The following is a 14,691-nucleotide window of genomic DNA, read 5'->3' on the forward strand; positions in this document are numbered from 1 at the left end:
GGGTCAGAAGGCGCCCATCATCTCGCGCCGGCGGGGCAACAGGATGGTCAGCAGGCCAAGCGCGGGCATCCAGGCGCAAAGCGCATAGACAAAGTCGATCCCGCGCAGGTCGGCCAGAACCCCCAGCACCGCGGCGGCAATCCCGCCCATGCCAAAGGCAAAGCCAAAGAAGATCCCCGCGATCAGCCCCACCCGCCCGGGCACCAGTTCCTGCGCAAAGACCACGATCGCCGGGAAGGCCGAGGACAGGATCACCCCGATCACCACCGACAGAACCCCGGTCCAGAACAGATCTGCATGCGGCAGCAGCAGGGTAAAGGGCAGAACGCCCAGGATGGAAAACCAGATCACCCCCAGCGTGCCGAACCGGTCGCCCAGCGGGCCGCCCAGCATCACGCCCGCCGCCATCGCGCCCAGGAACAGGAACAGCATCATCTGGGACTGCTGGGTGGTCAGGTCGAACCGTTCGATCAGGAAGAAGGTGTAATAGCTGGAAATGCTGGCGGTATAGGTGTTCTTGGAAAAGACCAGCAGCGCCAGAACCGCGATCGCGCCAATCACCCGACGGCGCGGCAGCGGCAGGCTGCGCGAGGCCGCCGCCCGTCCGGCATTGGCCCGCGTCCAGCGGCCATACCAGGCCCCCACCTGCGACAGCACCAGAATGCCCACCAGCGCCATGATCGAAAACCACGCGATGCTGGGCCGGCCCAGCGGCACCACGATAAAGGCCGCCAGCAGCGGGCCGATGGCGGTGCCGAAATTGCCGCCCACCTGAAACAGCGATTGCGCCGTGCCGAACCGCCCGCCCGAGGCCATGCGCGCCACGCGCGACGCCTCGGGGTGGAAGACGGCGGACCCAAGTCCGATCATCATCGCCCCGGCCAGCAACAGCGCATAGCTGTCGGCCGTCGCCAGCAGCACCAGCCCCCCCAGCGACATCGCCATGCCCACCGGCAGCGACATCGGCTGCGGATGGCGGTCGGTGACCAGCCCCACCACCGGTTGCAACAGCGATGCGGTGACCTGAAAGGCAAAGGTCATCAGGCCGATCTGCCAGAAATCCAGCGCGAATTCCGCGCGCAGCAGCGGATAGATGGCCGCCAGCAGCGACTGCATCACATCGTTCAGCATGTGGCACAGGCTGATCCCCATCAGAACCAGCCACGTCGTCTTGCCCGCCGCCTGCGCCTGAACCGTTGCCATTGCGATCCCCGAAATCCCTTTGGCCCGTTGTCCCGGCTTGCGGCGCGCAACGCAAGCCCGATCTGGGGCGCTAGCGCAACATCCCGGCCAGCCGGGCCTGCACGTCGCGCATCTGGGCCAGGAAGGCCGCCTGCAGATCGGCGGCGGGCATGGTAAAGGCCGATACGCCGACGTTCAGCGCCGCCACCACCTGACCGCGCGCGTTCACGATGGGCAGGGCGATGGAACACAGGCCCGTCTCGACCTCTTGGTCGATCACGGCAAAGCCCTGTTCGCGGACGCGGGCGATTTCGGCCAGGATCTGATCCGGGTCGGTGCGGGTGCGCGGGGTGCGCGCCGTGGGCGGATGGGCCGCCAGCAGATCGCGCACCGCCGCGTCGGGCAGGGCGGCCAGCAGCACCCGGCCCATTGACGTGCAATGCGCCGGCAGCCGCGATCCGGGCATCAGGTTGATCGACATCACCCGCCGCTGCGCCGCCCGCGCGACATAGACGATTTCCGCCCCGTCCAGGATCGAGACGGATGAACTTTGCCCGATCCGGTCGGACAGATCATCCAGCAGCGGCTGCACGATCTGCGGCAGCGGCATCGTGGCCAGGCACGCCGTGCCCAGCCGCAGCACCCGCGGGGTCAGGGTAAAGAACTTGCCGTCGTAATCGGCATAGCCGTGATGGGCCAGCGTCAGCAGGCAGCGCCGCGCGGTGGCGCGGTCCAGGCCCGATGCGGCGGCAACCTCGGCAATCGATTGGCGGGGGCGCTCGGCGGTGAAGGTTTCAATCACCGCCAGCCCCTTCGCCAGCCCCCCCATGATGTCGCGTTCAGTGATCATGGCCCCTCGGATTTGTGCGATATGTGAACAAAGATTGCATATCGCACATTTTGGCTGGACGCAACGGCACCGCGAACCTATCCCCAAGCTGCGGCCGGATCGCGGCCGACAGGAGGATTGCAGATGGACAAGACTGTGCCTGATCTTGCCGCGGCGGTGGCGGGGATCCAGGATGGCATGACCGTGATGATCGGCGGCTTCGGCGGATCGGGCGCCCCGATCGAGCTGATCCATGCGCTGATCGACCGCTTTCTGGCCACCGGCCACCCGCGCGATCTGACGGTGGTGAACAACAATGCGGGCAACGGCCATGTCGGCCTTGCCGCGCTGATCGAGGCGGGGATGGTGCGCAAGCTGATCTGTTCCTTCCCGCGCTCTGCCGATCCGGTGGTGTTCACCGAGCTGTATCAGGCGGGCAAGATCGAACTGGAACTGGTGCCGCAGGGCACGCTGGCCGAACGCATCCGCGCGGGCGGGGCGGGGATACCGGCGTTTTACACCCCCACCAGCTATGGCACCGATCTGGCGGCGGGCAAGCCGGTGGCGGAATTCGACGGCCGGCCCTATGTGCAAGAACGCTGGCTGAAGGCCGATGTGGCGCTGGTCAAGGCGCATCTTGGCGACCGGCTGGGCAACCTGACCTATCGCATGGCGGCGCGCAACTTTGGCCCGCTGATGTGCATGGCGGCGGCGCATACGGTGGTGCAGGTGTCGCGCATCGTCGAGCCCGGCGCGATCGACCCCGAGGCCGTGGTGACCCCCGGCATCTTCGTGCAAGCCGTGGTCGAGGTGCCCAACCCCGCCCAGGAAGAAGACCTGAACCGCGCGCGCGCGGTCTATCCGCAGGTGGCGCAATGACCGTGAAACTGACCCCCACACAAATGGCCTGGCGCGCGGCGCAAGACATTGCCGATGGCGCCTATGTCAACCTTGGCATCGGCTTTCCCGAAATGGTGGCGCGCTTTCAGCCGCCGGGCCGCGAGGCGATCTTTCACACCGAAAACGGCATCCTGGGCTTTGGCGAGGCGCCGGCCCCCGGCACCGAGGATTGGGATCTGATCAATGCCGGGAAAAAGGCGGTGACGATCAAGCCCGGCACCGCGTTTTTCCACCATGCCGACAGCTTTGCCATGGTGCGCGGCGGGCATCTGGATGTGGCGATCCTGGGCGCCTATGAGGTGGCCGAGAATGGCGATCTGGCGAACTGGTCCACCGGCCCGCGCGGCGTTCCGGCGGTGGGCGGTGCGATGGATCTGGTGCATGGCGCCAAGCGCGTGGCGGTGATGACCGACCATGTCACCAAGGACGGCAAGCCCAAACTGCTGAAGCGCTGCACCCTGCCGCTGACCGGGGTGGGCTGCGTCACGCGGGTCTATTCCAGCCTTGCGGTGATCGACATCGAAGGCGGGCGGTTCGTGCTGCGTGAAAAGCTGCCCGGCCTGCCGTTTGACGAACTGCAGTCCCTGACCGGGGCCGAGCTGCATACGCCCGACCCGGTCGCCGACCTTATCGTTCCGGAGCTGTGACATGACCGACGTTTTCATCTGCGATTACATCCGCACCCCCATTGGCCGCTATGGCGGCAGCCTGTCGGCGGTGCGCCCCGATGATCTGGGCGCGGTGCCGCTGCGCGCGCTGATGGCGCGCAATGCGGGCGTCGATTGGGACGCCGTGGACGATGTGATCTATGGCTGCGCCAACCAGGCGGGCGAGGATAACCGCAACGTCGCGCGCATGTCGGTGCTGCTGGCGGGCCTGCCGGTGGGGGTGACGGGGACCACCGTCAACCGGCTGTGCGGGTCGGGCATGGATGCGGTGCTGATGGCCGCGCGCGCCATTGCCGCCGGCCAAGCCGATCTGATGATCGCGGGCGGCGTCGAAAGCATGAGCCGCGCACCCTTTGTCATGCCCAAGGCCACCAGCGCCTTTTCGCGCGACAATGCGGTTTATGACACCACCATCGGCTGGCGTTTCGTGAACCCGGCGATGCATGCCGCCTATGGCACCGATTCCATGCCCCAGACCGGGCAGAACGTGGCCGATGATTACGGCATCGACCGCGCCGCGCAGGATGCGATGGCGCTGGCCAGCCAGGCAAAGGCCGCTGCGGCGCAGGCCAACGGGCGGCTGGCGGCGGAGATCACCCCGGTCACCATTCCCCAGCGCAAGGGCGAGGCGCTGGTGGTGGATCGCGACGAACACCCCCGCGCCACCACGCCCGAGGCGCTGGCGAAACTGAAGCCGCTGTTCGCCAATGGCTCGGTGACGGCGGGCAATGCCAGCGGCGTGAACGATGGCGCGGCGGCGCTGATCCTGGCCTCGGCCGCGGCGGCCAAGGCGCATGGCCTGACCCCGATCGCGCGCGTTCTGGGCGGGGCCACGGCGGGTGTGCCGCCGCGGATCATGGGCATCGGCCCGGCGCCGGCCAGCCAGAAGCTGATGGCGCGGCTGGGTCTGGCGCAGTCCGATTTCGACGTGATCGAGCTGAATGAGGCCTTTGCCGCCCAGGGCATCGCCACGCTGCGTCAGCTGGGCATCGCCGATGATGACCCGCGCGTGAACCCCAATGGCGGCGCCATCGCGCTTGGTCACCCCCTGGGCATGTCGGGGGCGCGGATCACCGGCACCGCGGCGCTGGAACTGCAGCGCCAGGGCGGGCGGCGGTCGCTGTCGACGATGTGCATCGGCGTGGGCCAGGGCATCGCGATCGCGCTGGAACGCGTCTGATCTGGCGTTGACGTTGACCTGATCCGGACCCGGCGGCTTGCCCGCCGGGTTTTTTGTTGGCCCGCCGCAACGAAAAACCCCGGCCGATACGGGCCGGGGTTGCGCCCCGGGGCGCGCGCGCGCCGGGGATCGGTTTGCCCCCCGCACGCCGTGGCGCGGGGGGCAATATTGGATCACGCCTGCAGATCGAAGCGGTCGGCGTTCATCACCTTGGTCCAGGCCGCCACAAAGTCCTGCACGAACTTTTCGGCGTTGTCGTCCTGGGCATAGACCTCGGCATAGGCGCGCAGGATCGAGTTCGAGCCGAACACCAGATCGACGCGCGTCGCGGTGAACTTGGCCGCGCCCGAGGTGCGGTCAACGATCTCATACAGATTGTTGGCCTTGGGCACCCATTTGAAGCCCATGTCGGTCAGCGTCACGAAGAAGTCGTTGGTCAGCGCGCCGACGCGGTCGGTGAACACGCCATGCGCCGTGCCGCCGAAGTTGGTGCCGATCACCCGCATGCCGCCCATCAGAACGGTCATTTCGTTCGCGGTCAGGCCCATCAGCTGCGCCCGATCCAGCATCAGCTCTTCGGGGCTGACGACATAGTCCTTCTTCAGCCAGTTGCGGAAGCCGTCGGCGACGGGCTCCAGCCACTTGAAGCTGTCGGCATCGGTCATCGCATCGGTCGCGTCACCGCGGCCCGCGGCAAAGGGCACCTCGATGTCAAAACCTGCGGCCTTGGCCGCCTGTTCGACACCGTAGTTCCCGGCCAGCACGATCACGTCGGCCACGCTGGCGCCGGTTTCGGCCGCGATCGGTTCCAGCACCGACAGGACACGCGCCAGGCGGGCCGGCTCGTTGCCTTCCCAGTCCTTTTGCGGGGCCAGACGGATGCGGGCACCGTTCGCCCCGCCGCGATAGTCCGACCCGCGGAAGGTGCGCGCCGAATCCCAGGCGGTGGCGACCATGTCGGCAACCGACAGGCCCGACGCCGCGATCTTGGCCTTGACCGCCGCCACGTCATAGGACGTGTTGCCAGCCGGAACGGGGTCTTGCCAGATCAGCACTTCCTTGGGCGCTTCCGGGCCGATGTAGCGGGTGTTCGGCCCCATGTCGCGGTGGGTCAGCTTGAACCAGGCGCGGGCAAAGACTTCGCTGAAATAGTCCGGGTCCTTGTAGAACCGTTCCGAGATTTCGCGATAGATCGGGTCCTTGATCATGGCCATGTCGGCATCGGTCATGATCGGGTTGTAGCGGATCGACGGGTCTTCGACGTCCACCGGCTTGTCTTCTTCCTTGATGTTCACCGGTTCCCACTGCCAGGCGCCGGCGGGCGACTTCTTCAGTTCCCAGTCATAGGTGAACAGCAGGTAGAAATAGCCGTTGTCCCATTTCGTCGGATGGGTGGTCCAGGCGCCTTCGATGCCGCTGGTCACGGTGTCGCGCCCAATGCCGCGGCTGTTGTGGTTGTTCCAGCCCAGGCCCTGTTCGGTCACATCCGCGGCTTCCGGGGCAGCGCCCAGGTTTTCGGCGCGGCCGTTGCCGTGGCATTTGCCGACGGTGTGGCCACCGGCGGTCAGCGCGACGGTTTCTTCGTCGTTCATCGCCATGCGGGCGAAGGTTTCACGCACCTGCAGCGCGGTTTTCAGCGGATCGGGGTTGCCGTTCACGCCTTCGGGGTTGACGTAGATCAGGCCCATCTGCACGGCGGCAAGCGGGTTTTCCATCGTCGAGGGATCTTCAAGGTTGCCATAGCGTTCGTCGGACGGCGCCAGCCATTCCTTTTCCGAACCCCAGTAGACGTCCTTTTCGGGATGCCAGATGTCGTCACGGCCAAAGGCGAAGCCAAAGGTTTTCAGGCCCATCGATTCATAGGCCACGTTGCCGGCCAGGATGATCAGGTCGGCCCAGGACAGCTTGTTGCCGTATTTCTTCTTGATCGGCCACAGCAGGCGGCGGGCCTTGTCAAGGTTGGCGTTGTCCGGCCAGCTGTTCAGCGGCGCGAAACGCTGGTTGCCGGTGCCGCCACCGCCACGGCCATCGGCCACGCGATAGGACCCCGCCGCGTGCCAGGCCATGCGGATCATCAGGCCGCCGTAATGGCCCCAGTCCGCCGGCCACCAATCCTGGCTGTCGGTCATCAGCGCGGTCAGGTCGGCTTTCACCGCCGCCACGTCCAGGCCCTTGACCGCTTCGCGATAGTTGAAGCCTTTCAGCGGGTTGGTCTTGGTGTCGTGCTGGTGCAGGATGTCCAGGTTCAGCGCATTGGGCCACCAATCCATCACCGAGGTGCCCGACGCGGTGTTCGCGCCGTGCATGACGGGGCATTTGCCCGTTGATTTCATATCATTTCCGTCCATCTTTTCCTCCGGCTAAGGCCATCAAACGTCACAACTTCAAACCGTTCGGGGGATCGCAAATCCACGCGCCCCTGTCGATTGGAATCACGGATAGCACAGGTGTTCGATAAATAGAATTTTCATTTTCTAATCGCTGCGATATGAAAGTTTTATGAATCAAATCTCGATCCGCCACCTGCGCTACTTTGAGGCGCTTGCCCAGCACGGCCATTTCGGCCGCGCCGCCGAGGCCTGCGCAATCTCGCAACCCGCGTTGTCGTTGCAGATGAAGGAACTGGAACAGATCCTGGGCACGCCGCTGATCGAACGGGGCGCGCGCCAGATCCGCCTGACCGCCACGGGCGAGGCCTTTGCCACCCGGGCCCGCGCGATCCTGCGCGCGATTGATGAGCTGGCCGATCTGGCACGCGCCTCGGCCGGGCCGCTGACGGGGCGGCTGCGGATCGGGGTGATCCCGACGGTCGCGCCCTATCTGCTGCCCCGGGTGATCCAGATGCTGGGCGTGCGCTTTCCCGACCTTGACCTGCGCCCACGTGAGGCGGTGACCGGCAAGCTGGTCGAGGATCTGAACGAAGGCCGGCTGGATGTGGCCATCGTGGCGCTGCCGGTGTCCGAACCCTCGCTGGCCGAACATCCGCTGTTCACCGAGGAATTCGTGCTGGTCCGCCCCGCCACCGATGCCGCGCGCCCGGTGCCCAACCCCGAGGCGCTGCGCACCATGCGCCTGCTGCTGCTGGAAGAGGGGCATTGCTTCCGCGATCAGGCCCTGTCGTTTTGCAAGATGTCCGCCGCCGCCCCCAGCGATTTGATGGAGGGCAGTTCCCTGTCCACCCTGGTGCAGATGGTGGGGGCGGGGATCGGCGTCACGCTGATCCCGCAGATGGCGGTGGCGATCGAAACCAGCACCGCGCCGGTCTCGGTCGCGCGCCTGCCCGCGCCGGTGCCCGAACGCACCATCGGCCTGGTCTGGCGCAAGACCAACCCGCTGGGCCAGCAGTTCACCGCGCTGATCGACATCGTGAAGGCCGCCGCGCGTTAGGCGCCGGTCAGCCGCGCGCCGGTTTGCGCATCGAACAGGTGGCACTGGCCGGGGTCGATGGACAGGCGGATCTCGGGGTCGGGCGGGGCGGTGTCGGTGACGGTGCAGACCGCCGCGCTGTCCCCGATCTGGCCGTGCAGCAGGCGCGCGTGGCCCAGTTCCTCGACATGGCGCAGTCGCATGCGGATCGGCCCGGCGGGATCGCGGCGCAGATCCTCGGGGCGGATGCCCAGCGTCACGGGGCCACCCGCGCGCGTCATGGGCGCAACCGCCGCCCCGGCCAGATGCAGCTGGCCATCGGCAATCTGCGCGGGCAGCAGGTTCATCGCGGGCGCCCCGATGAAGCCCGCGACAAAGGTGGTGGCGGGGTGGCGATATACCTGCAGGGGCGTGCCGATCTGTTCGATCCGGCCCGCGTTCAGCACCACCAGCCGGTCGGCCAGCGTCATCGCCTCGACCTGGTCATGGGTGACATAGACCGATGTGGTGCCCAACCGGCGCTGCAGCTGGCGGATCTCGCTGCGCATGGTGACGCGCAGCTTGGCATCCAGGTTCGACAGCGGTTCATCGAACAAAAAGGCGGCCGGTTCGCGCACGATGGCCCGGCCCATGGCCACGCGCTGGCGCTGCCCACCCGAAAGCTGGCGCGGCTTGCGGTCCAGATAGGGGCCGATTTCCAGGATCTGGGCGGCCTCGGCCACGCGCCGGTCAATTTCATCGCGCGGGGTGCCGCGGTTCTTCAGCCCATAGGCCAGGTTCTGGCGCACCGTCATATGGGGATAAAGCGCATAGTTCTGAAACACCATCGCGATGTTGCGATCTGCCGGTTCCACGGTGTTCACCACCCGCTCGCCAATGCGGATGGTGCCCTCGGTCACGGTTTCCAGCCCCGCGATCATCCGCAGCAGGGTCGATTTGCCACAGCCCGAGGGCCCGACCAGCACCACGAATTCGCCCGGCGCGATGTCGATCGACATGCCCGACAGGGCCCGTGTGCCCCCGGCATAGGTCTTGCCGACGTTGTCCAGCGTGATTGCGGCCATGTCACTTCTCCGTCTCGATCAGGCCTTTCACGAAAAGCCGTTGCATCGCGATCACCACCAGAACCGGCGGCAGCATTGCCAGCACCGCCGAGGCCATGATCAGGTTCCAATAGGGTTCGGCATCCGCGGTTTCCGCCATCCGCTTGATCGCCGCGACGATGGTATAGAACCGTTCATCCGTCGTGATCAGCAGCGGCCACAGATACTGGTTCCAGCCATAGATGAACAGGATCACGAACAGCGCCGCGATATTGGTGCGCGACAGCGGCAGCAGGATATCGCGGAAAAACCGCAAGGGCCCCGCCCCGTCGATCCGCGCGGCTTCCAGCAATTCATCCGGGATCGTCAGAAAGACCTGCCGGAACAGGAACGTCGCCGTGGCCGAGGCGATCAGCGGAATGGTCAGCCCCGCATAGCTGTTCAGCATCCCCAGATCGGCCACCACCTTGAAGGTCGGCACGATCCGCACCTCAACCGGCAGCATCAGCGTGATGAAGATCGCCCAGAACGCCAGATTGCGCAGCGGAAAGCGGAAATAGACGATGGCAAAGGCCGAGGTGATGGAAATCGCGATCTTGCCAAGCGCGATCGCCAGCGCCATCACCAGCGAATTGCCCAAAAGCCCCCACAGCGGCGGCGCGCCTGCGGTGGAAATGCCCTGGCCCAGCATGGTGGCATAATTCGCCGCCATTTCGCGCCCCGGCAACAGCGGGATCACGCCGGATGAAAAGGCCGATACCGGGTGGGTTGAGGCGATCAGCGCCAGATAGACCGGAAAGGCCACCACGATCACCCCAAGGATCAGCGCGCCATGGGCCAGAAAGGTCAGCAGGGGACGGTTTTCAACCATATCAATACTCCACCCGCCGTTCGATGAAGCGGAACTGAACCACCGTCAGCACGATCACGATCCCCATCAGCACCACCGACTGGGCCCCCGATGCCCCAAGGTTCAGGCCCAGGAACCCGTCGTCAAAGACCTTGTAGACCAGGATCGTGGTCGACTGCATCGGCCCGCCCTGCGTGGTGGCATGGATCACCGCGAAGGTGTCGAACATCGTGTAGACGACATTGACCACCAGCAGAAAGAAGGTGGTGGGCGACAGCAGCGGAAAGGTGATGGTGGCGAACCGCCGCGCCGGCCCCGCCCCGTCGATTGCCGCCGCCTCGCGCAGCGATCCGGGGATCGCCTGCAGGCCCGCGACGAAGAACAGGAAATTGTAGGAAATCTGCTTCCAGCTGGCCGCGATCACCACCAGCGTCATCGCATCGCGCGGCTGCAGCCCGTGGTTCCAGTCATAGCCGACCGCGCGCAACGCATAGGGCAGGATGCCGATGGTGGGGTTGAACAGGAACCACCACATCACGCCCGCCACCGCCGGCGCCACCGCATAGGGCCAGACCAGCAGCGTGGTATAGGCCCTCGCCCCGCGCAGCCCGCGATCGACCGCCAGCGCCAGCATCAGCGCCACCCCCATCGACAGCGCCGCGACCGCGATGGAAAACACCACCGTCACCTGCACCGCGTTCAGATATTTCGCATCGCCCAAAAGCGCCGCGTAATTTGTCAGCCCGACAAAGCTGGTCTTCAACCCGAAGGCATCCTGGCGCAGGAAACTTTGCCAGACCGCCTGCCCGGCGGGCCACAGAAAGAAGACCGCGGTGATCGCAAGCTGCGGGGCCAGCAACAGCCAGGGCAGCAGCTGATTGCCGAATATTGTTCGTTTCATCGCGCCATCCGTTCAAGGCGGCGGGGCCCGCGACCATCGGCGCAGGCCCCGCCTTTCATCGCAAGGGGGTTACTTGTTGGCCGCTTCGAAGCCGCGGATCAGCGCGTTGCCGCGGGTGACCAGATCGTCCAGCGCGGTCTGCGCATCCTTCTGGCCGGCCAGCAGCGCCTGGAATTCCTCGTCGATGATGGCGCGGATCTGGACATAATTGCCAAAGCGCAGCCCCTTGGAATTCTGCGTCGGCGCATTCAGCGTCATCTGCCGGATCGACACATCCGCGCCCGGGTTCGCGTCATAGAAGCCCTGGTCCTTCGACAGATCCCAGGCCGCCTGGGTGATCGGCAGATAGCCCGAGAACTGATGCCAGTCGGCCTGCACCGCCGCCGAGGACAGATAGTTGAAGAAATCCGCCGCGGCCTTGTATTCGGCCTCGGGGCGGCCCTGCAGCACCCATAGCGTGGCCCCGCCGATGATCGAATTCTGCGGCGCGGTATCGGCGTAATGCGGCAGCATGCCATAGCCGACCTCAAAATCCTTGGCATTGGCGATCACGCCCGCCCGGCTGGCCGAGGAATTCATGTAGATCGCGCAGTCCTGGGCATAGAACTTGGGCGGTGCGTCATTGCCGCCGCCCGGGCCGCCATAGGAAAAGATGCCCGCATCCTGCCAATCCTTCAGATTGGCCCAGTGGCGCGCCTGCAGCGGGCCGTTCACGCTCAGCTCGGTTTCCAGCCCGCCAAAGCCGTTTTCAAGCGTGCCGATCGGCTGGTTGTGCCAGGCCGAGAAGTTTTCCAGCTGCACCCAGGAAATCCAGCCGGTGGTAAAGCCGCATTTGGCCGCGCCCGCATCAATGATCTGGCGCGAAAACGCCTCGACCTCTTCCCAGGTCTTGGGCGGGGTGTCGCGGTCAAGGCCAGCTTTCTCGAACACGTCCTTGTTGTAATACAGGATCGGCGTCGAGGAATTGAACGGCATCGACAGCATATTGCCCTGCGTGTCGGTGTAATAGCCCACCACCGCGGGCAGGAAGGCCGCCGGATCAAAGGGCGCGCCCATGTCGGCCATCAGCTGATGCACCGGATAGACCGCGCCTTCGGCGGCCATCATCGTGCCGGTGCCGACCTCAAACACCTGCACGATGGCGGGCTGTTCGCCCGCGCGGAAGGCGGCGATGGCGGCGGTCATGGTTTCGGCATAGCTGCCCTTGTAGGACGGCGTCACCTTGTAGTCGGACTGGCTGGCGTTATAGCCCGCCACGATTTCTTCCAGCTTGGCGCCCAGCTCGCCACCCATGGCGTGCCACCATTGGATTTCGGTCTGCGCTTGCGCAACGGAAACCGCGGCCAGCAGGGCCAGCGGCGAAATCGACAGGGAACGGAACATCGCAAACTCCTTGCATCAGGTCGCGGGCACTATTGCCCTGCCTTTGCAACGGTTTGGTTGCGCCCCTGTGTCAGTGCGGTGACATGTCACGAAACCAGGCCTGCGGCGTGCGGCCGAATTCGCGGCGAAAGGCTGCCACGAAGGCGCTGGCGCTTTTGTAGCCCAGCGAAAAGGCGATGCGGGTGGAACTTTCGCCCCGTTCCAGCCGCGCCACCGCCTGCATCAGCCGCGCCCGGCTGCGCCATTGGCGAAAGCCAAGCCCGGTTTCGGCGCGAAACAGCCGCTCGATCGTGCGCGGGCTGGCCGCCGCCTCGGCCGCCAGTTCGGGCAGGGTGCGGTCGTCATGGGGAAAGCGGCCCAGATGCCGCGTGATCCGGCGCAGGCGCGGGTCATTGCCCGCCGGCAGGTCCAGCGGCGCGGCCCCGGCGCGGGCGATTTCATCGCGCGCCACCGCGCCCAGATGGCGAAAGGGGTCATCGCCCGGGTCTTCCAGCATCCGTTCGATCACCAGCCGCAGCAGGGGCGTGACGAACAGCACCTCGCAGGTGGTGGCGGGGCGCACCGTGACGCTGGGGTCGAAATACAGGTTCGACATCCGCGCATCGGTTTCAATCCAGACCTCATGCGCGACATCGCCCGGGATCCAGACCGCAAAGCCCGGCGGCACCAGCCAGACCACATCTTCGGTGGCAATCCGCAACAGCCCCCGAACCGCGCGCAGCAGCTGCGCGCGCGGATGGGCGTGGCGCGGCACCACCGACCCCGCGGCCAGATCGCGGGCATGGGCCAGCACGGGCCGGGCCGGATCGCGCAGATAGGCAAGGTCCACCGGGTCCAGCCGTGGCGCGCCATCGCCATCGCCCGCGGGTTTGTGGGCGGTGCGGGGCATGGTTGGCGGGTTCGCGACATGTTTTGGCAAAATACTTCCTTTTCACGCCTTCCGCGCTGATTTAGGTGGGACCGACCGCCCCGGCAAGCCCGGGGCCTGTTCGTTGCACCACGGAAAGGGGAACCGATGCTGATCGGGGGCATTTCGCGTTATCTGTTTCTGGCCGCCTGCGGCCTTGCGCTGTGGCTGTTGCTGGGTCCGGTGGCCCAACCCCTTGGCGCCAGCGCCGCGGTGATCGTCGTCACCCTGGCCTTGTGGAGCACGGGTCTGGTGCCGCCCTTCGTGACCGCGCTGATCTTTTTCGGCGCGGTGCTGATTTCCGGGCTGGCACCGCCGGATCTGATCTTTGCGGGCTTTGGGTCCGCCGCGGTCTGGCTGATCATCTCGGGCTTTGTGATCGGCGCGGCGATCCGGGAAACCGGGCTGGGTGCGCGGCTGGCGGGGGTGCTGGCGCCCTATGTCGGGCACAGCTACCTGCGGCTGGTGGCGGTGATGACCGTGGTGGCGATGGTGCTTGGCTTTGTGATGCCGTCTTCGGTGGGGCGCGCGGTGGTGCTGGTGCCGGTGGGCATGGCCTTGGCCGAGCAGCTGGGGCTGAAGGCGGGGTCGCGCGGGCGCATCGGGTTGGCGGTCGCGCTGGCGCTGGCGTGCAACATGCCCAGCTTTGCGATCCTGCCGTCGAACATCCCCAACATGATCCTGGCCGGCGCGGCCGAGACGATCTATGGCGTCGAATTTTCCTATACCTCGTATCTGGCGCTGCATTATCCGGTGCTGGGGGTGGTGAAATCGGCCATTGCGATCGCGCTGGTGGTGATGCTGTTCCCCGATCGCATCGCAGCATCCGCGCAAGAGGCAAAGGCCCCCGCAGGCCCGCTGACCGCGCCGCAATGGCGCCTGGCGCTGGCGCTGGGGGTGACGTTGCTGCTGTGGATGACCGATACGATCCACGGCGTCGGCCCCGCCTGGATCGGGATTGCCACGGCGGTGGTGCTGTTGCTGCCCCGGGTGGGCGTGATCGCGCCCAAGAACTTCAACGCCTCGGTCGATTTCGGGATGGTGCTGTTCGTGGCGGCGGCGCTGGGGCTGGGCGCGCTGGTCAATGCCTCGGGGCTGGGGGCGGTGGTGGGCCGCGTGCTGCAAGATCTGTTGCCGCTGCAGGACGGGCGCAGCTTTGTCAATTTTGCCTCGCTGTCGGTGCTGTCGGCGCTGACCGGGCTGGTGACCACCAACCCCGGCGTGCCCACGGTGCTGACGCCGATGGCGCAGGATCTGGCCAATGCCACGGGCATGACGCTGGATGCGGTGCTGATGACGCAGGTCCTGGGCTTTTCCAGCGCGGTCTTTCCCTATCAGCTGGCGCCGCTGATCCTGGCGATGCAGCTGTCGGGCGAAAAGATGCGCCATATCGTGCGGGTGACGGTGCCCTTGGCGGTGATCACGCTGGTGGTGCTGGTGCCGCTGGACTGGATCTGGTGGCGGGTGCTGGGCTGGCTGTGA

At 66.1% G+C, this 14,691-nt stretch carries 13 protein-coding genes; 5 read left to right on the forward strand and 8 right to left on the reverse strand.

Features of this window, described 5'->3' with window-relative positions; all coding sequences use genetic code 11:
* Positions 1 to 3: 3 nt before the first annotated feature.
* Together MXB90_RS09450 and MXB90_RS09455 are read right to left on the reverse strand one after the other, a co-directional pair.
* On the reverse strand, positions 4 to 1,203 hold the full coding sequence (locus MXB90_RS09450; RefSeq protein WP_250043961.1) for an MFS transporter: 1,200 nt from the start codon (positions 1,201 to 1,203) through the stop codon (positions 4 to 6).
* Between the two features lie 70 nt (positions 1,204 to 1,273).
* Positions 1,274 to 2,032 (reverse strand): IclR family transcriptional regulator domain-containing protein, encoded by a 759-nt coding sequence (locus MXB90_RS09455; RefSeq protein ID WP_250043964.1) that lies wholly within the window; start codon positions 2,030 to 2,032, stop codon positions 1,274 to 1,276.
* A gap of 123 nt (positions 2,033 to 2,155) precedes the next feature.
* Here MXB90_RS09455 and MXB90_RS09460 point away from each other — a divergent pair, with 123 nt between their 5' ends.
* The 3 genes from MXB90_RS09460 to pcaF are packed head-to-tail and all read left to right on the forward strand — an operon-like array spanning position 2,156 to position 4,759.
* Positions 2,156 to 2,890 (forward strand): 3-oxoacid CoA-transferase subunit A, encoded by a 735-nt coding sequence (locus MXB90_RS09460; protein WP_250043966.1) that lies wholly within the window; start codon positions 2,156 to 2,158, stop codon positions 2,888 to 2,890.
* Positions 2,887 to 3,558 (forward strand): 3-oxoacid CoA-transferase subunit B, encoded by a 672-nt coding sequence (locus tag MXB90_RS09465; protein ID WP_250043968.1) that lies wholly within the window; start codon positions 2,887 to 2,889, stop codon positions 3,556 to 3,558. The genes MXB90_RS09460 and MXB90_RS09465 overlap by 4 nt, the downstream gene beginning before the upstream one ends.
* A 1-nt stretch (position 3,559) precedes the next feature.
* Positions 3,560 to 4,759: a 3-oxoadipyl-CoA thiolase gene (gene pcaF / locus MXB90_RS09470; protein WP_250043970.1), complete on the forward strand. Its 1,200-nt coding sequence runs from the start codon at positions 3,560 to 3,562 to the stop codon at positions 4,757 to 4,759.
* Between the two features lie 173 nt (positions 4,760 to 4,932).
* Here pcaF and katG read toward each other — a convergent pair whose 3' ends face one another.
* A complete protein-coding gene (gene katG, locus MXB90_RS09475) occupies positions 4,933 to 7,107 on the reverse strand; it encodes a catalase/peroxidase HPI (RefSeq protein ID WP_250043971.1) in 2,175 nt (724 codons plus the stop codon).
* 151 nt (positions 7,108 to 7,258) lie between these two features.
* Between katG and MXB90_RS09480 the strand changes: the two genes are divergently transcribed.
* A complete protein-coding gene (locus MXB90_RS09480) occupies positions 7,259 to 8,146 on the forward strand; it encodes a hydrogen peroxide-inducible genes activator (protein ID WP_250043972.1) in 888 nt (295 codons plus the stop codon).
* On the opposite strand, the gene MXB90_RS09485 is transcribed toward MXB90_RS09480, so the two are convergent.
* From MXB90_RS09485 to MXB90_RS09505, 5 genes are all read right to left on the reverse strand, one after another.
* Positions 8,143 to 9,189: a sn-glycerol-3-phosphate import ATP-binding protein UgpC gene (locus MXB90_RS09485; protein WP_250043973.1), complete on the reverse strand. Its 1,047-nt coding sequence runs from the start codon at positions 9,187 to 9,189 to the stop codon at positions 8,143 to 8,145. The genes MXB90_RS09480 and MXB90_RS09485 overlap by 4 nt on opposite strands.
* Position 9,190: 1 nt before the next feature.
* On the reverse strand, positions 9,191 to 10,039 hold the full coding sequence (gene ugpE, locus MXB90_RS09490; protein WP_250043974.1) for a sn-glycerol-3-phosphate ABC transporter permease UgpE: 849 nt from the start codon (positions 10,037 to 10,039) through the stop codon (positions 9,191 to 9,193).
* A 1-nt stretch (position 10,040) separates the two neighbouring features.
* Positions 10,041 to 10,919: a sn-glycerol-3-phosphate ABC transporter permease UgpA gene (ugpA, locus tag MXB90_RS09495; RefSeq protein ID WP_250043975.1), complete on the reverse strand. Its 879-nt coding sequence runs from the start codon at positions 10,917 to 10,919 to the stop codon at positions 10,041 to 10,043.
* A 69-nt stretch (positions 10,920 to 10,988) separates the two neighbouring features.
* Positions 10,989 to 12,302: a sn-glycerol-3-phosphate ABC transporter substrate-binding protein UgpB gene (gene ugpB / locus MXB90_RS09500; protein ID WP_250043976.1), complete on the reverse strand. Its 1,314-nt coding sequence runs from the start codon at positions 12,300 to 12,302 to the stop codon at positions 10,989 to 10,991.
* 70 nt (positions 12,303 to 12,372) lie between these two features.
* On the reverse strand, positions 12,373 to 13,191 hold the full coding sequence (locus MXB90_RS09505) for an AraC family transcriptional regulator (protein WP_250043978.1): 819 nt from the start codon (positions 13,189 to 13,191) through the stop codon (positions 12,373 to 12,375).
* 126 nt (positions 13,192 to 13,317) lie between these two features.
* Between MXB90_RS09505 and MXB90_RS09510 the strand changes: the two genes are divergently transcribed.
* Positions 13,318 to 14,691 carry an SLC13 family permease gene (locus MXB90_RS09510; RefSeq protein WP_250043980.1) on the forward strand — a complete coding sequence of 458 codons (1,374 nt, stop codon included), beginning with the start codon at positions 13,318 to 13,320 and terminating at the stop codon, positions 14,689 to 14,691.

This window comes from Phaeovulum molybdatiresistens (genome assembly GCF_023544865.1).
Lineage (GTDB): Bacteria > Pseudomonadota > Alphaproteobacteria > Rhodobacterales > Rhodobacteraceae > Pontitalea.

Coding starts and splice junctions, on each gene's coding strand:
- MXB90_RS09505 (WP_250043978.1), bottom strand. CDS start 13,191: ATGCCCCGCACCGCCCACAAACCCGCGGGCGATGGCGATGGCGCGCCA.
- pcaF (WP_250043970.1), top strand. CDS start 3,560: ATGACCGACGTTTTCATCTGCGATTACATCCGCACCCCCATTGGCCGC.
- MXB90_RS09480 (WP_250043972.1), top strand. CDS start 7,259: ATGAATCAAATCTCGATCCGCCACCTGCGCTACTTTGAGGCGCTTGCC.
- MXB90_RS09510 (WP_250043980.1), top strand. CDS start 13,318: ATGCTGATCGGGGGCATTTCGCGTTATCTGTTTCTGGCCGCCTGCGGC.
- MXB90_RS09485 (WP_250043973.1), bottom strand. CDS start 9,189: ATGGCCGCAATCACGCTGGACAACGTCGGCAAGACCTATGCCGGGGGC.
- katG (WP_250043971.1), bottom strand. CDS start 7,107: ATGGACGGAAATGATATGAAATCAACGGGCAAATGCCCCGTCATGCAC.
- MXB90_RS09450 (WP_250043961.1), bottom strand. CDS start 1,203: ATGGCAACGGTTCAGGCGCAGGCGGCGGGCAAGACGACGTGGCTGGTT.
- MXB90_RS09460 (WP_250043966.1), top strand. CDS start 2,156: ATGGACAAGACTGTGCCTGATCTTGCCGCGGCGGTGGCGGGGATCCAG.
- ugpB (WP_250043976.1), bottom strand. CDS start 12,302: ATGTTCCGTTCCCTGTCGATTTCGCCGCTGGCCCTGCTGGCCGCGGTT.
- MXB90_RS09465 (WP_250043968.1), top strand. CDS start 2,887: ATGACCGTGAAACTGACCCCCACACAAATGGCCTGGCGCGCGGCGCAA.
- ugpE (WP_250043974.1), bottom strand. CDS start 10,039: ATGGTTGAAAACCGTCCCCTGCTGACCTTTCTGGCCCATGGCGCGCTG.
- MXB90_RS09455 (WP_250043964.1), bottom strand. CDS start 2,032: ATGATCACTGAACGCGACATCATGGGGGGGCTGGCGAAGGGGCTGGCG.
- ugpA (WP_250043975.1), bottom strand. CDS start 10,919: ATGAAACGAACAATATTCGGCAATCAGCTGCTGCCCTGGCTGTTGCTG.